At 67.1% G+C, this 15,366-nt stretch carries 17 protein-coding genes; 13 read left to right on the plus strand and 4 right to left on the minus strand.

What is annotated here, in order from left to right; genetic code table 11:
* Positions 1-16: 16 nt before the first annotated feature.
* On the minus strand, positions 17-229 hold the full coding sequence (locus AC3ARF_RS12115; protein ID WP_498928258.1) for a YgaP family membrane protein: 213 nt from the start codon (positions 227-229) through the stop codon (positions 17-19).
* Between the two features lie 43 nt (positions 230-272).
* Positions 273-1,556, minus strand: coding sequence for an NAD(P)/FAD-dependent oxidoreductase (locus AC3ARF_RS12120; protein WP_498928259.1), 1,284 nt, complete (start codon positions 1,554-1,556; stop codon positions 273-275).
* 123 nt (positions 1,557-1,679) lie between these two features.
* Here AC3ARF_RS12120 and AC3ARF_RS12125 point away from each other — a divergent pair, with 123 nt between their 5' ends.
* From AC3ARF_RS12125 to AC3ARF_RS12135, 3 genes are read left to right on the plus strand one after another with little or no spacing between them, the layout of a single operon-like run.
* Complete coding sequence (locus AC3ARF_RS12125) at positions 1,680-2,066, plus strand: rhodanese-like domain-containing protein (protein WP_498928261.1); 387 nt, start codon at positions 1,680-1,682, stop codon at positions 2,064-2,066.
* Between the two features lie 7 nt (positions 2,067-2,073).
* Positions 2,074-2,427: a metalloregulator ArsR/SmtB family transcription factor gene (locus AC3ARF_RS12130; RefSeq protein ID WP_498928263.1), complete on the plus strand. Its 354-nt coding sequence runs from the start codon at positions 2,074-2,076 to the stop codon at positions 2,425-2,427.
* Positions 2,427-3,305 (plus strand): MBL fold metallo-hydrolase, encoded by an 879-nt coding sequence (locus AC3ARF_RS12135; RefSeq protein WP_498928265.1) that lies wholly within the window; start codon positions 2,427-2,429, stop codon positions 3,303-3,305. Before AC3ARF_RS12130 ends, AC3ARF_RS12135 begins: the two co-directional genes overlap by 1 nt.
* A 65-nt stretch (positions 3,306-3,370) precedes the next feature.
* On the opposite strand, the gene AC3ARF_RS12140 is transcribed toward AC3ARF_RS12135, so the two are convergent.
* Together AC3ARF_RS12140 and AC3ARF_RS12145 are read right to left on the minus strand one after the other, a co-directional pair.
* Positions 3,371-5,044, minus strand: coding sequence for a M56 family metallopeptidase (locus tag AC3ARF_RS12140; protein WP_498928267.1), 1,674 nt, complete (start codon positions 5,042-5,044; stop codon positions 3,371-3,373).
* Entirely contained in the window at positions 5,031-5,402 is a 372-nt protein-coding gene (locus AC3ARF_RS12145; protein WP_498928268.1) for a BlaI/MecI/CopY family transcriptional regulator, read from the minus strand. The genes AC3ARF_RS12140 and AC3ARF_RS12145 overlap by 14 nt, the downstream gene beginning before the upstream one ends.
* Before the next feature lie 213 nt (positions 5,403-5,615).
* Here AC3ARF_RS12145 and AC3ARF_RS12150 point away from each other — a divergent pair, with 213 nt between their 5' ends.
* The 10 genes from AC3ARF_RS12150 to AC3ARF_RS12195 all read left to right on the plus strand — a co-directional run bounded on the left by AC3ARF_RS12150 (position 5,616) and on the right by AC3ARF_RS12195 (position 15,319).
* Positions 5,616-5,993 (plus strand): DUF5329 family protein, encoded by a 378-nt coding sequence (locus AC3ARF_RS12150; protein WP_498928271.1) that lies wholly within the window; start codon positions 5,616-5,618, stop codon positions 5,991-5,993.
* A gap of 112 nt (positions 5,994-6,105) precedes the next feature.
* Positions 6,106-6,531: a PspC domain-containing protein gene (locus AC3ARF_RS12155; protein WP_498928272.1), complete on the plus strand. Its 426-nt coding sequence runs from the start codon at positions 6,106-6,108 to the stop codon at positions 6,529-6,531.
* Between the two features lie 258 nt (positions 6,532-6,789).
* A complete protein-coding gene (locus tag AC3ARF_RS12160; RefSeq protein WP_498928275.1) occupies positions 6,790-7,827 on the plus strand; it encodes a helix-turn-helix transcriptional regulator in 1,038 nt (345 codons plus the stop codon).
* Between the two features lie 71 nt (positions 7,828-7,898).
* Entirely contained in the window at positions 7,899-8,807 is a 909-nt protein-coding gene (locus AC3ARF_RS12165; RefSeq protein WP_498928276.1) for a type 1 glutamine amidotransferase domain-containing protein, read from the plus strand.
* A gap of 136 nt (positions 8,808-8,943) precedes the next feature.
* A complete protein-coding gene (locus tag AC3ARF_RS12170) occupies positions 8,944-9,327 on the plus strand; it encodes a nuclear transport factor 2 family protein (protein WP_498928278.1) in 384 nt (127 codons plus the stop codon).
* Positions 9,328-9,551: 224 nt separating this feature from the next.
* On the plus strand, positions 9,552-10,628 hold the full coding sequence (locus AC3ARF_RS12175; RefSeq protein WP_498928280.1) for a sensor histidine kinase: 1,077 nt from the start codon (positions 9,552-9,554) through the stop codon (positions 10,626-10,628).
* Position 10,629: 1 nt separating this feature from the next.
* On the plus strand, positions 10,630-11,448 hold the full coding sequence (locus tag AC3ARF_RS12180) for a LytR/AlgR family response regulator transcription factor (RefSeq protein WP_498928281.1): 819 nt from the start codon (positions 10,630-10,632) through the stop codon (positions 11,446-11,448).
* Between the two features lie 107 nt (positions 11,449-11,555).
* Positions 11,556-11,987, plus strand: coding sequence for a nuclear transport factor 2 family protein (locus AC3ARF_RS12185; protein WP_498928283.1), 432 nt, complete (start codon positions 11,556-11,558; stop codon positions 11,985-11,987).
* 43 nt (positions 11,988-12,030) lie between these two features.
* Positions 12,031-13,044, plus strand: coding sequence for a hypothetical protein (locus AC3ARF_RS12190; protein WP_498928285.1), 1,014 nt, complete (start codon positions 12,031-12,033; stop codon positions 13,042-13,044).
* The gene (locus AC3ARF_RS12195; RefSeq protein WP_498928287.1) at positions 13,037-15,319 is read left to right on the plus strand and encodes a DUF5916 domain-containing protein; all 2,283 of its coding nucleotides are present in this window, start codon (positions 13,037-13,039) and stop codon (positions 15,317-15,319) included. Before AC3ARF_RS12190 ends, AC3ARF_RS12195 begins: the two co-directional genes overlap by 8 nt.
* Positions 15,320-15,366 lie beyond the last annotated feature (47 nt).

Here is a 15,366-nt window from a genome sequence, read left to right on the forward strand (position 1 = left end):
GGTCAGCCGCAGCGGGTCAGTTGCAGCAGGTGCCTTGGGCGTTGCGGCCAATGCCCAGCTTCTTCATCACCATGCCGGCAGGACAGAAACCCGTGAACGCCGACTGGAACAGGTTTGCGCCAATGAAGGCGGTGAACCACCAGAAGTTGGGATGCACGAACTTGGTCAGCACGAGGCTGACGAGGATCATGACGCCGGCGAAGGCCATGACGGCGCGGTCGAGATTCATGGAATTTCTCCTGCAGGGGATTGGAGTGGACGACGGATCCGGCTCACTTGCCGTTGTGCTTGAGCCGCTCGATGCCGAGCAGGCCCATGAGGTATTTTTCGTAGATCGGCTCGGACGTGCCGTTGCGCATCTTGAAGAGGAAGTACTTCTCGAACGCGACCTTGGCCAGGTGCACCCATTTGCCGATCTTCGTCCATGTCACGTTGCGCGGCGGAATCTGCGGCAGCGCGACGAACGCGGCGCCCGTGTCGCCCATGTCCGCCAGGCACACGGCATTCCACGTGCCTTCGAAGGTCGCGGGTTTGCCTTCGAGTTCAGCCTGGATGTTGCGCACGATGGTGGTGACCATCGACTCGATCATGAAACCGGTCTTGGGTGCGCCCGTGGGGATGGGCGTCGCCTCCACCGGCGGAATCGCCACGCATACACCGGCCGCGAAGATCTGCGGGTACTTCGGGCTGCGCTGGTGCTTGTCGACGATGACGAAGCCGCGCGGGTTGCACAGGCCTTCGACGGCGGCGACTGCCTCCACGCCCTTGAATGCCGGCAGCAGCATCGCGAAATTGAAGGGCAGGACATGCTCCTGGACCGGCTGGCCGTGTGCGTCATGCTCCACTGCCACCACTTCGCCCTGGCGCACTTCCTGCACCTTGGCGTTGGTGATCCAGCGGATGTGGCGCTGGCGCATCTCCGACTCCATCAGGCCCTTGGAGTCCCCCACGCCGCCCAGGCCCATGTGGCCGATGTACGGCTCGCTGGTGACGAAGGTCATCGGCACCTTGTCGCGAATCCTGCGCTTGCGCAGGTCGGCGTCGAGGATCATCGCGAACTCATATGCCGGGCCGAAACAACTCGCGCCCTGCACCGCACCGATCACGATCGGGCCCGGATCCTGCACGAACGCCTGGTAGGCCTCCCACGCGTGCTGCGCATGCGGCGTGGTGCATACCGACTGGGTATGCCCGGCCTCTGGCCCGCTGCCCGGCACCTCGTCGAAGGCGAGCTTGGGCCCGGTGCACACCAGCAGGTAGTCATAGTCCAACACCTCGCCCGCCCCGGTATGGACCTGGCGTGCCTCGGCATCGATACGCTGCGCACCGGAGGCATGGAAGGCGATGTCCTTTCGGCCCAGGTACTCGCCAGCCGGCAGGGTGATCGCTTCCGGGGTGCGCCAGCCCACGGCCAACCACGGATTCGACGGAGTAAAACTGAAGCGGTCGCCCAACCCGACCACGCTGATCGCGTGGTCCTTGCCCAGCGTTTCCCGCAGTTCGTAGGCAGCGGCCATGCCGCCGAGCCCAGCGCCCAACACCACGATCCTGGCCATTACCCACCTCCGTCCGGAGTCCGGTTCCGCCGCGGCGCGACGGTTCACGAATATTACATTAGACCTGTCTTATATTAGCGTCAAGTGATATATTCCCCCTGTCCCCCACCCGATGGAGTCCCCATGGCCCTTACCGCCGCCGAGCTTGTCGCCGATGCCCGCCGCCAGATCCGCGAGATCAGCCCTTCCGAATTCGCCGCCGACACACTCGGCAGCGTGTTGATCGACGTGCGCGAGCCCGCCGAGTTCGAGACCGGGCACATCGCCAGCGCCGTCAACATTCCGCGTGGCGTGCTGGAGTTCCAGGTGGATGCGCACCCCGCCGTGGCCAACGTCAGCGACCCCGCGCTGTCGCACAAGGAGCAGCCGCTCGTGGTGTACTGCCGCACCGGCGGCCGTTCCGCACTGGCCGCGTTGAACCTGCAGCGCATGGGCTTCACCGACGTGCGCTCCGTTGCCGGCGGCATCACCGAATGGGCCAACGCCGGCCTGCCCGTGACCCAACGCTGATCCCGCCATGGCCGCTTCCCGCAAGCCCTCCACGCCGCCGATCGATCCCGAGTCGATGCGCGCCCACGCCGGCGATGCCGCACGCCTGCTCAAGGCCTTGGGCAACGAGAACCGGCTGATGCTGCTGTGCCTGCTGGTGGAAGGCGAGCGCTCGGTCGGCGAACTCAACGCGCGGCTTTCACTGAGCCAGCCGGCGCTGTCGCAGCACCTGGCCGTGCTGCGCGAGGACGGGCTGGTGCAAACGCGCCGCGAGGCGCAGACGATCTACTATTCACTGGTTGAAGGCCCAGCGCAGCGCATCATCGATACGCTGCACGGCATCTACTGCGCGGGCGAGCGCCCGCTATGCGAGGGAACGTGATGAACGAAGCGATGCACATCGAGCCGTTCTTCCACGATGCCACCGGCACGTGGAGCTATGTCGTACACCGCGGCATCGATGCCGTGGTGATAGACCCGGTACTGGATTACGACGCGCGTTCGGGCCGCATCAGTACGGAAAGCGCCCGCCACCTGTTGGCGTACGTGGTCGAGCACGGCCTGACCGTGCACCGCATCCTCGAGACCCACGCGCACGCCGACCACCTCACCTCAGCCGCCTTCGTGCGCGCGCAGACCGGTGCACAGGTTGCGATCGGGCATGGCATCCGCTCGGTGCAGGCGCACTTCGCCGACCTGTTCCAGTTGACCACCGACCACCCCGAGCTGCACGACGCCTTCGATGCGCTGCTCAGGGAGGGCGACGTGGTCGAAGCGGGCGCGCTGCGCTTCGAGGTGCTGGCGACGCCAGGCCATACCGCCGACAGCCTCAGCTACCGCATCGATGGCAACGTGTTCGTCGGCGACACGATCTTCGCGCCCGACGTCGGCACCGCGCGCTGCGACTTCCCGGGCGGAAGCGTGGAGCAGTTGTATGCATCGATCCGCCGGTTCTACGCGCTGCCCGATGAGACCACGTTGTGGTTGTGCCACGACTACCCGCCGGCCGGGCGCGAGCGCCGCGCCAGCGTCTCGGTGGGCGAGCAGAAGCGCGACAACCGCATGCTGGATGGCGACACGTCGCTGGAGGCGTTCGCCGAAGCGCGTCATGCGCGCGACGCGGGGCTGCCTGCGCCCAACCTGTTGTACCCGTCGCTGCAGGTGAATATCCGCGGCGGGCGCCTGCCACGGGAAGATGCACACGGCCGGCGCCACCTGACCACGCCGCTGCGGATCGAGGCGCCGGCCGACGGGCTCTAGTCCGCTGCCAGCGCTGGGTCTCCACGCGCTGGAAGGCGGCGGCTGCGACGCCGGCCGCTGCAAACTCAGGGCCCCGCAGCGTCCTTCGGATCGGCCGCGCACGTGAAGTGACGGCGCACGTTGTCCGCCTGCACGGTGCCGTTGCACACACGCGTGCCATCGGCCTGCGCCGGCCCCCAAGCACCTTCGAAGGTGGCCTGAGCGCCCTCGATGCGCAACCGGGACTGCCGCTGCATGCGGGACTGACCCTCAGCATGCACATCCCTGTGAACGATGACGCGCTTTGCCTCCACCCGCACAGGCTGGCTCGGCGGAACCGGGGGAAGTGGAGCAACCTTCGTGGCGGGTGCGGGCAGCGCAGGCGGTGCCGGCGGGGCCGGAGGCGCGGGCAGGTCCGGCCCATTGGCCAACGCCGGCGGTGCAGGCGGCGCGACAGGCGCCACTGGGGGCTGCGGCGGAGCGGGTGGCGCCGGTGGCATCGGCAGCTCACCGCGCGCGGTCAGGGTCATCGCCAGCTTCAGGCCCTTGAACGCGCCTCCGAATTCCTCGCCGATCTGGATGACCGCCGGTGTGCCATCGGTCACGACCAGCCTAGGCTTGCCAACCACCTTGCCGCCCTGGGTCACGACGCCATCCAGCTGGATGCGGTCGCCGCCCACCGGCTTCATCGTGGCGTCCATGTGGAAGGCGTCGGCGCCTTCACCCAACGAGATTGCGAACGGCTGCCCCGCGCGATTGACGATGACGAAGGACTCCTCGCGCCCCGGTGCCACGCTCGCTTCGATGGTGGCCATCAAGTGACCCTTGGGCAGCGGGCGCGTGGCCGCCATGGGCGCCTCGGCGGTGCGCGCCGGCTGCGCCGACCAAGCGGCAAAGCCCACGCCCAGCGCCAGCGCGGTCGTCAACAACGCGCCAACCACACGGCGGGTAGGCGAGGGAACGGGTCGGGTCAGCATGGCGATTCTCTCCTTGAGCGGGTGGCCGAAGCCCCAATGGCAGGCCAGCGGCAGCGGTTGCGCGGCCAGCTGGATCTTGAACATCGCCTCGCCGTAGCGGCGGCGGGCATGCGGATAACGGGCGATCACGCGCTGGTCGCAGGCCAGCTCCTGGTCGTGGCGGAAGGCGAACCAAGCCACGTGGACCAGAGGGTTGAACCAGAAGGCGCAGCGCAATACCGACGCGAGCGCGTTGCTGTGCAGGTCACCGGCGCGGATGTGCAGGCGCTCGTGGGCCTGCATCAGTTCGCGCTCTCCGGCGTCGTAGCGCTGCTCGAAGTCCGCGGGCACCACCACGCGCGGCCGCACCAGCCCGATCGCAGCCGGCAGGCCCACCACGGCCGCCGCTTCGTGCAGTCCGTCCGGGCGCGCGCGCACCGGCCCCATCGCGCGGTGGAATCGGCGCTGCAGCCGCACCATCCGCAGCAGTATCAGCATTGCGCCCAGGCCCCACGCCGCGAGCCACCACGGCGTGGTGTCCATCGGCGTGGCGATGATCACCGGCGCGACGGCCACTGCAGCCGCCGTGGCGACCGGGGTGAACACCACCGGCCCCACCGGCTGCACCGCTGCCGGCAACAACACCGCCACCAGCGCGGCGGGCACCAGCCACCACGCGGCATAGGCTACCCGCGCGCCGAAGGCCTCGCGCAGCCGCCGGCGCAGCAGCAGCACCAACGCCACCGCCGCGCTCACCGCCAGCGTGGCCTCGATCAGCGTGCCCAGCAGTTCAGTGCTTGCCATCGTCGATCTCCTCGAGCAGTTGGCGCAGTTCCGCGATGTCCTTGCGGCTCAGCTTGCGGTGCTGGCTGAAGTGCGCGACCAGCGGTGCGACGCGCCCACCGAACAGGCGATCGAGCAGGCTTTCGCTCTCGTCCAGCACCCAGTCCCCGCGTTGCAGCACCGGTGCGTACAGGTAGCGGCGTCCGTCCTTCTCCGCGGTGATCGCGCCTTTCTTCAGCAGGCGGTTGAGCAGCGTCTTGATCGTGGCTTCCTGCCATTGCTGCGCATCGCCCAAGGCGGCCACAACGTCCTCAGCGGCCAGCGGATGCCGCTGCCAGAGCACGTCCATGACGACCGATTCGGCTTCGCTGATCTGCATCGGGCTCTCCGATTACACTCGTAATTGCAATTGAGATTACACGCGTAAACATTGGTGTCAAGCGCCGCTGGTCGTGCGCGAGCCCCGCACCATTCCCGTTCAGATCGCGTGCACCGCCGCCGCCGTACCGTCGTTGACACCTGCGGCGCGCCTCGCGGACGCTCTGCCTGCTTCGCGCCTTGGCGCGTGGCGCCCCACGCAACGAGGCTCGACATGGCTGCACGCTTCACCCCGTGGTTGCTCGCACTGTTCCTGACCTCGTCGGCTTTCGCGCAGACGCCGAGCGCCACGGCCCAGCGCGAGATCGAAGCGCTGTTCCAGCACCTGGCGCAATCGCCGTGCCGCTTCCAGCGCAACGGCGACTGGTACGACGCGCGCGATGCCACCGCGCACCTGCGGCGCAAGTACGACTACCTGCGCAAGCGCGACCTGGCGCCCACCGCCGAAGCCTTTGTGGAGCGCGCCGCCAGTCGGAGCAGCCTTAGCGGCAAGGCCTATCGCGTGCAGTGCGGGCGCGCGCCCGCGCAGGACAGCCAGGCCTGGTTCCTTGCCGCGCTGACGGAGATCCGCGCCGCGCAGCGCAAGCGCTGAGTGCCGGCGGCGGGGTCACGTTGGTCACCCTGCCTTTCGACACTGGGGCACATTCGGCCCGGCTGGGAGGATGTTTTCAATGCCGCGGTGTTCGCGGCCACCGGAACCCACCATGGACTGGAACCTGCAACAACTGCGCAAATCCTCCACCGACCGCCAGCTTGATGGCATCTGCGGCGGTCTGGGCGAGCATACGCCCGTGCCCAGCTGGATGTGGCGCATCGTCTTCGTCGCGTTGTGCTTTGCCGGCGGTGCCGGCGTGGTGGTCTATCTGATCATCAGCCTGTTCATGCCCAAGGCCGGCAGCGCGGGCGCACCCGCCGCCGCGACCTGGGACCTGCAGGCCCTGAAGCGCTCCACCACCGACGTGCAGGTGGGTGGCGTCTGCGGCGGCCTGGGCGAACACACGCCCGTGCCCACCTGGTTGTGGCGCGCGGCCTTCCTCTGCCTGGGCCTGGCGGGTGGCGGTGGCGCGGTGGCCTACCTGCTGATGTGGATGTTCGTGCCCGCTGGCAACAAGTCTCTCGCTCGCGTTTGATTCCCCCGTTGCGTCCGCCCGTCCGGTCCATGGGCTCCCCCTGACCACACCGGGCGGCGGACGCGCCCCTTTTTCAAGCCGAGCCAGAAGCAGACCTATGGCGTGACACCGCGTGGGGCCGAGAGGCCCCGTTTGCGTGGACAGCGTCAGCGCAGCGCAACGAGGCAATGGCAGAATGCGACGCCCGTCCTCGGCCAGCGCGAGTCGCCATCGCTGCGCGGCCGCGACCCGAATGTCATTCCTTCCAATCCATCGATCATGCTCAGCCAACATTTCCTGTTCTTCTTCGCGATGCTGGGCACCTTCAACGGCATCGTCCTGGCCTCCGTCCTGTGGTGGCAGGCGAAGGGCAAGCCCACGCAGCGCTGGCTGGCACTGCTCGTCCTGGTGGTCAGTGTGCGGACGGGCAAATCCGCGGCCTTCCATTTCTGGCCGGACATCCCCCGGATCGTCCTGCAGGTCGGTCTGACCGCGTGTTTCCTGATCGGGCCCTGCCTGTACTTCCTGGTGCGTTCGAGCCGCGGTGATAGCCCCGGCCTCGCGCGCGCGGACCGTTGGCACATCGCCGCGTTGCTGGCCATCGCCGCCGCCATCAACGTGCTGCTGCCCTATGCCGGGAATGTCGAGCTCTGGCGGCAGGTGATCACGCCCGGCATCACCTACTCGTGGCTGGGCTACCTCCTGCTTGCCACCGGACAGCTGTACCTGCATCGCACCCAGCTTGTGCAGACGTCGTCGAGCCCGCTATTGCTGGGGGCGGCGGGGGGCATCTGGATCATCTGGATCGCGTACTACACCTCCGGCTACACCTCCTACATCGTCGGCGCGCTGTCCTTCACCTTCGTGCTCGCGGCCAGCGTGCTGGTCTACCTGCGCCTCCGGTCCGGCCAGGCGCCGATCGAGCCCTACCAGGACCGCCGCATCCCCGAGTCCGAAGCGGCCGCGCAGCTGCAATCCCTGGCCGAGTTGATGGCGCGCGAGCGCCTGCACCTGGACCCCGACCTGACCCTGCCCCGCGTCGCCCGCCGGCTCGGGATACCCCAGACCCGGCTGTCGCAGTTGCTCAACGACAACAACCAGACCTCGTTCAAGCAGTACCTGACGCAACTGCGCGTCGTGGAGGCAAAGACCCTGCTGCGGCTGACCCCGCCAAAGCCGCTCGAACTCGTGGCCGAGGAGGCGGGCTTCCGATCTATGTCGACCTTCCACAGCGCGTTCAAGAAGCTGGAGGGGGTCACCCCGGCGGCGTTTCGCGCGACCCGGACCGACTCCGAAAACCGATTCCAGCACTCCTGAAAGCGATTGCAAGACATTGATCTGAAAGCGATCGATTAGGGTGCGGGCTCCTCTCCAACGAGCCTGCCCCCTTGCGAACATCCCACTTCCTCCAATCCCTTCTGGTGCTCCTGCTGGCGGCTGGGCTGGGTGGTTTTTCCACCGCCCATGCGGCTCCGACCACCACGGGGCCTGTCGTCTCCGACCGTGCGCCGGACACGAACACGGCCAACGCCGCCGGCACCGTGCACCCGGTCGCCGGCACCGACGTCCAGGCGACCGCCCGTGGCGGCCAGGGCCGCATCCTGTTCATCCTCGCCAGCAGCAAGTTCCACGGGGCCTCGACCCTGCCGGCCAGCGTCAGCTTCGGCGAGGTCGTGAATGCGTGGGACACGTTCCAGGCGGCGGGCTATTCGGTGGACTTCGTGTCGCCCGACGGCGGGGCCGTGCCGATCCTTGACCGCTATGTCAGCACCGACATGGAGCCGCGCCTGAAGGACGACCGGATCATGGACGGCCTGCGCAACACCGCCAAACCCGACCAGGTCGACCCCGCCCGCTACCGCGCCGTGTACTACGTCGGCGGCAGCAATGCCATGTACGGCGTGCCCGAGAACCCCGTCCTGCAACGCATCGCCATGCATGTCTACGAGCGCAACGGCGGCGTGGTCTCGGCCGTCTGCCACGGCACGGCCGGCATCGTGAACCTCAAGCTCGCCGACGGCCGGCACCTGGTCGCGGGCAAGCGCATCACCGGGTTTCCCGAGGAGTACGAAGACCATGGCGCCGACTACTTCAAGCAGTTTCCGTTCCTGATCCGCCAGACCGTCGAATCGCGCGGTGGCTCCTTCCAGGCGGGCGAGCGCGACGATCCGTACATCGAGGTCGACGGCGCGGTGGTGACCGGCCAGAACTACGCGTCGGCGACGCCGGTGGCGCAGGCCGTGGTCGAGATCCTGCGCCAACGCGCCGCTGCACCCTCAACCCGCGGCGCGAAGTAAGCCTGCGTTGCACAACACCCTCCATCGCCGGCCAGCGCCGGCCTTCAACCCTGCACCCAACAAAACCAGGACAACCATGAAACTCACTTTCCGATCCGTTGTTTTCGCCGCAGCCCTCCTCCTGCCCGCGTCCGTCATGGCACAGACCAGCGAGCGCGAGGCCGTGGACCGCGCCATGCAGAAGATGATGCGCGCGTTCGAAATGGGCGACGCCAACCTGGCCTACGAAGTACTCAGAAAGGACGGCATGGTCCTGGGCTACTCCACAACCAAGCGCCAGGTGGTCACGGAAACCGCGGAAGAATGGGCGAAGGGATTCCCCGGCCGGCCGGCCGATGACGAGGACCAGCGCCACCGCAGCTACGAAATCCTCGATGTGAACGAGAATGCCGCAGTGGTCAAAGTACGGCTGGATTATCCAGGCTGGGACGGTCTGGACTACCTGGCGCTGTCGAAGATCGACGGCCAATGGATGATCCTGAGCAAGTCGTGGAGCGGGCGACGTAAACCCGCAAAGTAACGCGACTCAAGCGCACCGCTTCGCATGCCGGGGAACGCACGCGCTGGAATGTTCCGGCGTGCCCCTGTGCGACGGTGGGTTTGCATCGCTCATGGCTGCGCCACGCGTGAGCGGATGTACGGTAGGCGGCTGGCCACAGGCCGGGACGCCGTTGCCCGCCGCCGACCTTTCCAAACGCACCCCAGTTATGTACATAGACCCTGCCCAGTCAGCGAGCCCGCCGCTTGAACACCATTGCCCTGCCCACGACGTCCCAGGCCGCGCCCAGGCACCTCTTCTGGCCGCTGCAGATCGGCGGCTGGTGCGCCTACTTCGTGCTCAACTTCCTGGTGGCGATGGGCGATGGCCGGCCACTGAGCTACGTGCTGGTGTCACTCTCCGTCGCGCTGTGCGGCTTCGCCACGACCAGCGTGCTGCGTTTGGGATATCGCCGACTGTGGGGCAAGCCGCCGCGGGTGATGGTGCCGGCCGCCGCGCTGATGCTGGTCCTCGCCACCATTGTGCAGATGAAGCTGCACGTCATCATCACCTTCAGACATTGCGAAGACTGCGAGATCCACAGCCTCTTCGGGTACCTGTGGTATTTCGCCTCTGCGCTGTACCTGCTGCTGTCGTGGAGCGGCCTGTATTTCGGCATCAGGCTGGCCCAGCAGTTGCAGCAGCAGAAGGAGGCGGCGTTGCGGACGGCCAACGCGGCGCATGCCGCACAACTGAAGATGCTGCGATACCAGCTCAATCCGCATTTCTTGTTCAACACGCTCAATGCCATCTCGACGCTGGTGCTGGATGACCGGCGCGACGCGGCCTATCGCATGATCTGCAGCCTGTCGTCGTTCCTGCGCCATTCGCTGGAATCCGATCCGGAGCAATCCGTAACCCTGGCGCAGGAGGTGGAGGCGCTGGAGCTGTACCTGGGCATCGAGCGGGTGCGCTTCGGTGAACGACTTTCGGTCGTGGTGGACATCGACCGGGACACGCGCGACGCCCTGGTGCCCAGCCTGATCTTGCAGCCCTTGGTCGAGAACGCGATCAAGTACGCGGTCTCCACGAGCGAAGCAGGCGGGCGCATCGAGCTGGTCGCACGCCGCCTCGGTGACATGCTGGATCTGCACCTGCGGGATGACGGGCCGGGCATCACCGCCGCAACGTCGGCAGGAGGCGCCGGCGTGGGGCTGGCGAATACCCGTGAGCGGCTGCGCCTGATCTACGGCGATCGCCAGCATGTGGACGTCACCAACCGTGAGCCACGGGGAGCCGACGTCCACCTGCGGCTGCCGTTCGCGACCGATGGCGTGGGCTGAGATGGGCGGCATCCGCACCCTCATCGTCGATGACGAGCCGCTGGCCCGGCGCGGCCTGCAACTTCACCTGCAGCGTCATGCCGACATCGAGATCGTCGGCGAGGCAGGCAATGGCAGGCAGGCGATGCAGGCCATCGCCGAGTTGCGCCCGCAACTGATGTTCCTGGACGTGCAAATGCCGGGCATGGACGGCTTCGCCCTCTTCCGCGCACTGCCGGCCACGCAGATCCCGCTGACGGTGTTCGTGACGGCGTTCGACCAGTACGCGCTGGCGGCGTTCGCGGCCAGCGCGCTGGATTACCTGCTCAAGCCGGTCGACAACCGGCGCCTGAGCGAAGCGGTGGAACGCGCGCGCGCGCGCCTCGCCGCGCGCAAGGCCGAAGACCATTACGAGCGGCTACTCAAGTTGGTGGCCACGCTGCCGGATGTCGCCCGCGCACAGCTCGACGCGCTGTTGCAGGAGGAGGACGCACGCACTGGCGGCAAGCTGAGCATCCGTGATGGGCAGCGCCTGCTGCGCATCGAGCTCGACACGATCCGCTGGATCGACGCGGCCGGTGACTACATGTGCATCCACACCGACGGCGAAACCCACGTCCTGCGCGGCACGATGCAGGAGCTGGAGCGGCGGCTGGACCCGCACCGGTTCGCGCGTGTGCATCGCTCCAGCATCGTCAACCTGGAACGGGTCAAGGCGCTGCGTCCGCACCACAACGGCGAGTGCTTCCTGTCGCTGGATTCCGGCCATGAACTCAAGCTGTCGCGCAGCTATCGCGACAAGGTCCGGCTGATCAACGGGCGGCTGGTCGTCGCCGCCTAACGCTTCGCCGCAAACCGCCAACGCTTCGTCGCAGGCCCCGCAGACAGGGGGCATACCGGCAGCGTCCAATGCACGGGTACCCCACCACGCGCCTGTTTGGAGGAGCGATGTCAACGCTTGCCCTGATTTTTGCCGCTGCCGCAGCGGCGAGCACCCCGCCCCCGCCCGACGCGGCCACGCTCGCTTCCATCGAAGCGACCTGCTTCGACTATGTCGACGGCCAGCTTGAAGCCGACCCCGAGCGTGTGGCGCGCGCGCTACATCCGGACCTCGCCAAGCGCATGGTCATTGGCGACACGCCTTACGAGCGGCTCGGCCTTCGCCGCATGGGCAAGGAGGAGCTGGTCGGGCTGACCCGGCAGGGCGCGCTGAAGACACCGAAGGAACAGTGGAACCGCAAGTGCCGCGTGCTCGACGTGACCGGCGATGCCGCTTCCGTGCGGCTGGAAACGCCTTGGTTCGTCGACTACTTCCACATGGGCAAGTTCGGCGAGCGTTGGATCATCGTCAACGCGCTCTGGTACAGCAAACCCAAGTGATCACAACGCCCGTGCATGCGCGCGGCGACGTAATGGAGGACGAATGCGTCTTATCGCAATGATGATGGTGGGGCTGCTGGCCGCAGGCTGCGGCGCGGTGGAACAGGCAGCCGAAACGGCGGCATCCGGTCGAACCAGCCCGTTTGCCGCTGTCGCCGCGCAGGCAACTACTGCGGCTGCAGTGCGCACCCTGCCTGCCGCGCAGGCCGGTGTCTCTCTCTTGACCGGTGAGGGTTGGCTGTCCGGCCCGCGCAACGACTACAACCTGGGCATGGATGCGGGGAGGCGGCTGATGGTGTTTGCCCGCTCGGACGCGGACTTCAAGGACAGCCGCATCTGGTTCGCACGCCGCGAAGGTCAGGGCTGGAGTATGCCGGTGGAAGTGCCCTTCTCGGACACGCGCTACAAGGACTCGGATCCTTGGCTGACACCCGATGGAGAAACGCTCTACTTCGTCTCCAATCGGCCCGTGGCGGGCGAAGCGCCGAACGCCAGCCTCGACATCTGGCGCGTCACCGCCAATGCCGGGAACTTTGGAACGCCGGAACACCTTGCGGCGGTAGCGTCGGACGGCGAAGAACTCGGCCCCGAACTCCACGAGGGCTGGTTGTACTTCAACAGTTCCCGCCAGGGCGGGCCCGCAAAGTTGTCGATCTACCAGGCCCGCGTGAATGGCAATGGATTCGACACGCCACTGGCATTGCCCGCACCGTTCAACGACGGCGACATCCAGGGCGATCTCACGCTGTCGCCCGACGGCCGTGTGGCGGTGTTCTGGAGCAGGCGCGAGGACTCCGACGAGTTGGACCTGTTCGCCGCGTGCAGGCGACCGACAGCCTGGTCCCGGGCGGTGCGACTGCCGGCGCCGATCAATGGAACGGGCATGGACTTCACCCCGGCCTTCAGCGCCGATGGCAGCACGCTGTACTTCGCCAGCCTGCGCGCCGGTGATGGCGCCGCCGATGCCGGTGGCCTGTTGAACGGGCAGTCCAACCTGTACACCGCCCCGGTAGCGCTGGTCGATGCAGCGCTGCGCGCGGGAGAGTGCGATGTTTGAGGCGGCAGTTTGGAAGCCCGTGTGGATTCGCGCAGTTCTGACTGTCTCGCTGTGGGCCAGCGCCCTGCCCGTTGCTGCGACAACCACCGGCGCACTACAGCTGGACGGCATCCCGAATGAAGCGCTGTGGGCACAGGCGCAAGTCTTCGACAACTTCCGTGTCACCCAGCCCTTTACCCAGTCGGCGCCCACCCACCCCACCAAGGCGCTCCTCCAGTCGCTGCCCGAAGGGCTGGCGGTGGCGTTCGTGGTCAGCCAGCCGGCGGGCACCGTGCGTTTCCGCCCACGCGCGGGGCGGGACGCTTTCGTCGAAGCGGACCGCGTCAACTTCACCGTGGATTTCGACGGCGACGGGCGCCAGGCCTACAACTTCCGGGTCACTCTGGGCAACGCGATCGGCGATGAGTCGCTCAGCAACGAGAACCGCTTCAACGCGGACTGGGATGGCGTCTGGGACCACGCACTGAACGAAAACGAGGATGGCTGGTCGGTGGAGATGCTGATCCCCTGGACAGTCGCGGCAATGCGCGAGGGCGACGGTCCGGCACGGACGGTCGGGGTTCACTTCGACCGGGTGATCGCCAGCCTCAACGAACGCAGCGCTCCCGCGAACATCAGCTTCTTGCGGCCGCGTTACCTGTCGGAGTTCACCAAGGTGGAAGTGGCGCGCCACCGCGGACAGGGCCTGCTCTCGGTCATCCCCTATACGTCGCTGTCCCATGACTTGATCGGCGGCGGACTGTCACACCGGCTGGGCGGCGACCTGTTCTGGAAGCCATCAGGCAGGTTCCAGTTGCTCGCGACGCTGAATCCGGACTTCGGGCAGGTGGAGGCCGATGACCTGGTGGTGGACTTCAGCGCGACCGAGTTCCTGTTCTCGGACAAGCGCCCGTTCTTCACCGAGAACCAGGGCATCTTCGATTTCGACATGCCCGACGCTGGCCGACTGGTGTACACACGGCGCATCGGCGGGCCATCCGACGCGGATGGCAAGGCTTCGGACATCGATGCGGCGGTCAAGCTGAGTAGCAATGTGGGCGGGTTCGAGTTGGGGACGCTGGTGGCGATGGAGTCCGACTACGCCGATGACGTCGGTCGTGCGTTCTTCGCCCAACGCGCCGGGCGCCAGTTCGGCACGGTGGGACTGGGCTGGCTGAGCACCTGGGTGGATCGCCCATGGCTCGAGCGCTCCGCGCTGGTCAACGCGCTGGATGTCAGCTGGCGACCCGATGAACGCTGGTCCCTCAGTGGACAGTTGCTCGGCAGCCGCGTGCGCCAGCACGACACTGCGTCCGGGATGGGTGGCTGGTTGCGGGGGACGTACCTGCCCAACAGCGATTGGCAGCACCAGCTGGAGTTGACGTATTACGGGCGTGGGCTGGACTTCAACGACATGGGCTACCAGCGCCGTGGCGAGTACGGCGAAGCGGGTTGGAGCACCACGCGCAGCTTCTCCGCCTTCGCCGAGGACGATCGTCGGCGCAACGTGGAGTGGGAGGTGGAGCCGCGGATCCGCTACAACGACGCCGGTGTTCGCCTGCCGGCGGCGGTCGCAGTGCGGCGCGGCGCGGCCTTGCGGGCGGGCGGATACCAGGAAAGCAAGCTGACCTGGACCAGCAGCGGTTACGACGACCTCAGCTCACGGGGCCACGGACTGGTGTGGCAGGAGCCACGACTGCAGACGCTGTCGCATGGCTATTTCAGCCCCCGCATCGGGCACTGGACCTGGCAACTGCAGGCGGCCTTGCTGCAGGAGGGAAACGAGGGTCTGGCGGCGCAACTGACCGGCGAGCTTCGCTACTACCCGCGCGACGACCTGGATATCGGGCTCACCTTCATGCCGCGTTGGTCGCGCGACTGGCTGCTGTGGCGCGAGGACAACCTGTTCGCCAGCTACCACAGCCAGCGACGCGAGGCGTCGATGAACGTGAACTGGTTCCCTGGCCGGCGTCACGAACTGCGCTTGAAACTGCAGTGGCTTGGCCTGAAGGCTGAAGACCCGGTGGCGTACCGCATCGGCACGGATGGTCTTCTGGTTGAGAGCTCCGACTCGGTCGATGCGTTCACGGTCAACAACTTCGGCATGCAGTTGCGGTATCGCTACGAGTTGGGGCAGCGGCGGGAGCTGTACGTGGTCTATGCGCGTGGGGGCGACGAGACCCTCGCCCGCGCTGGCGACTTGCAGTCCAGCCAGGGCTTGGGCGACCTGGTGGGCGGTGCGAGTGACCTGCGCGATGCGGATCAGCTGCTGGTCAAGCTGCGTTGGGAGCTGTAGCCCGGGATCGATGCACCGCCCGCGTCGCGACTCACGCCCGAGCGGAC

It is taken from the genome of Lysobacter sp. KACC 24251 (assembly GCF_057747755.1).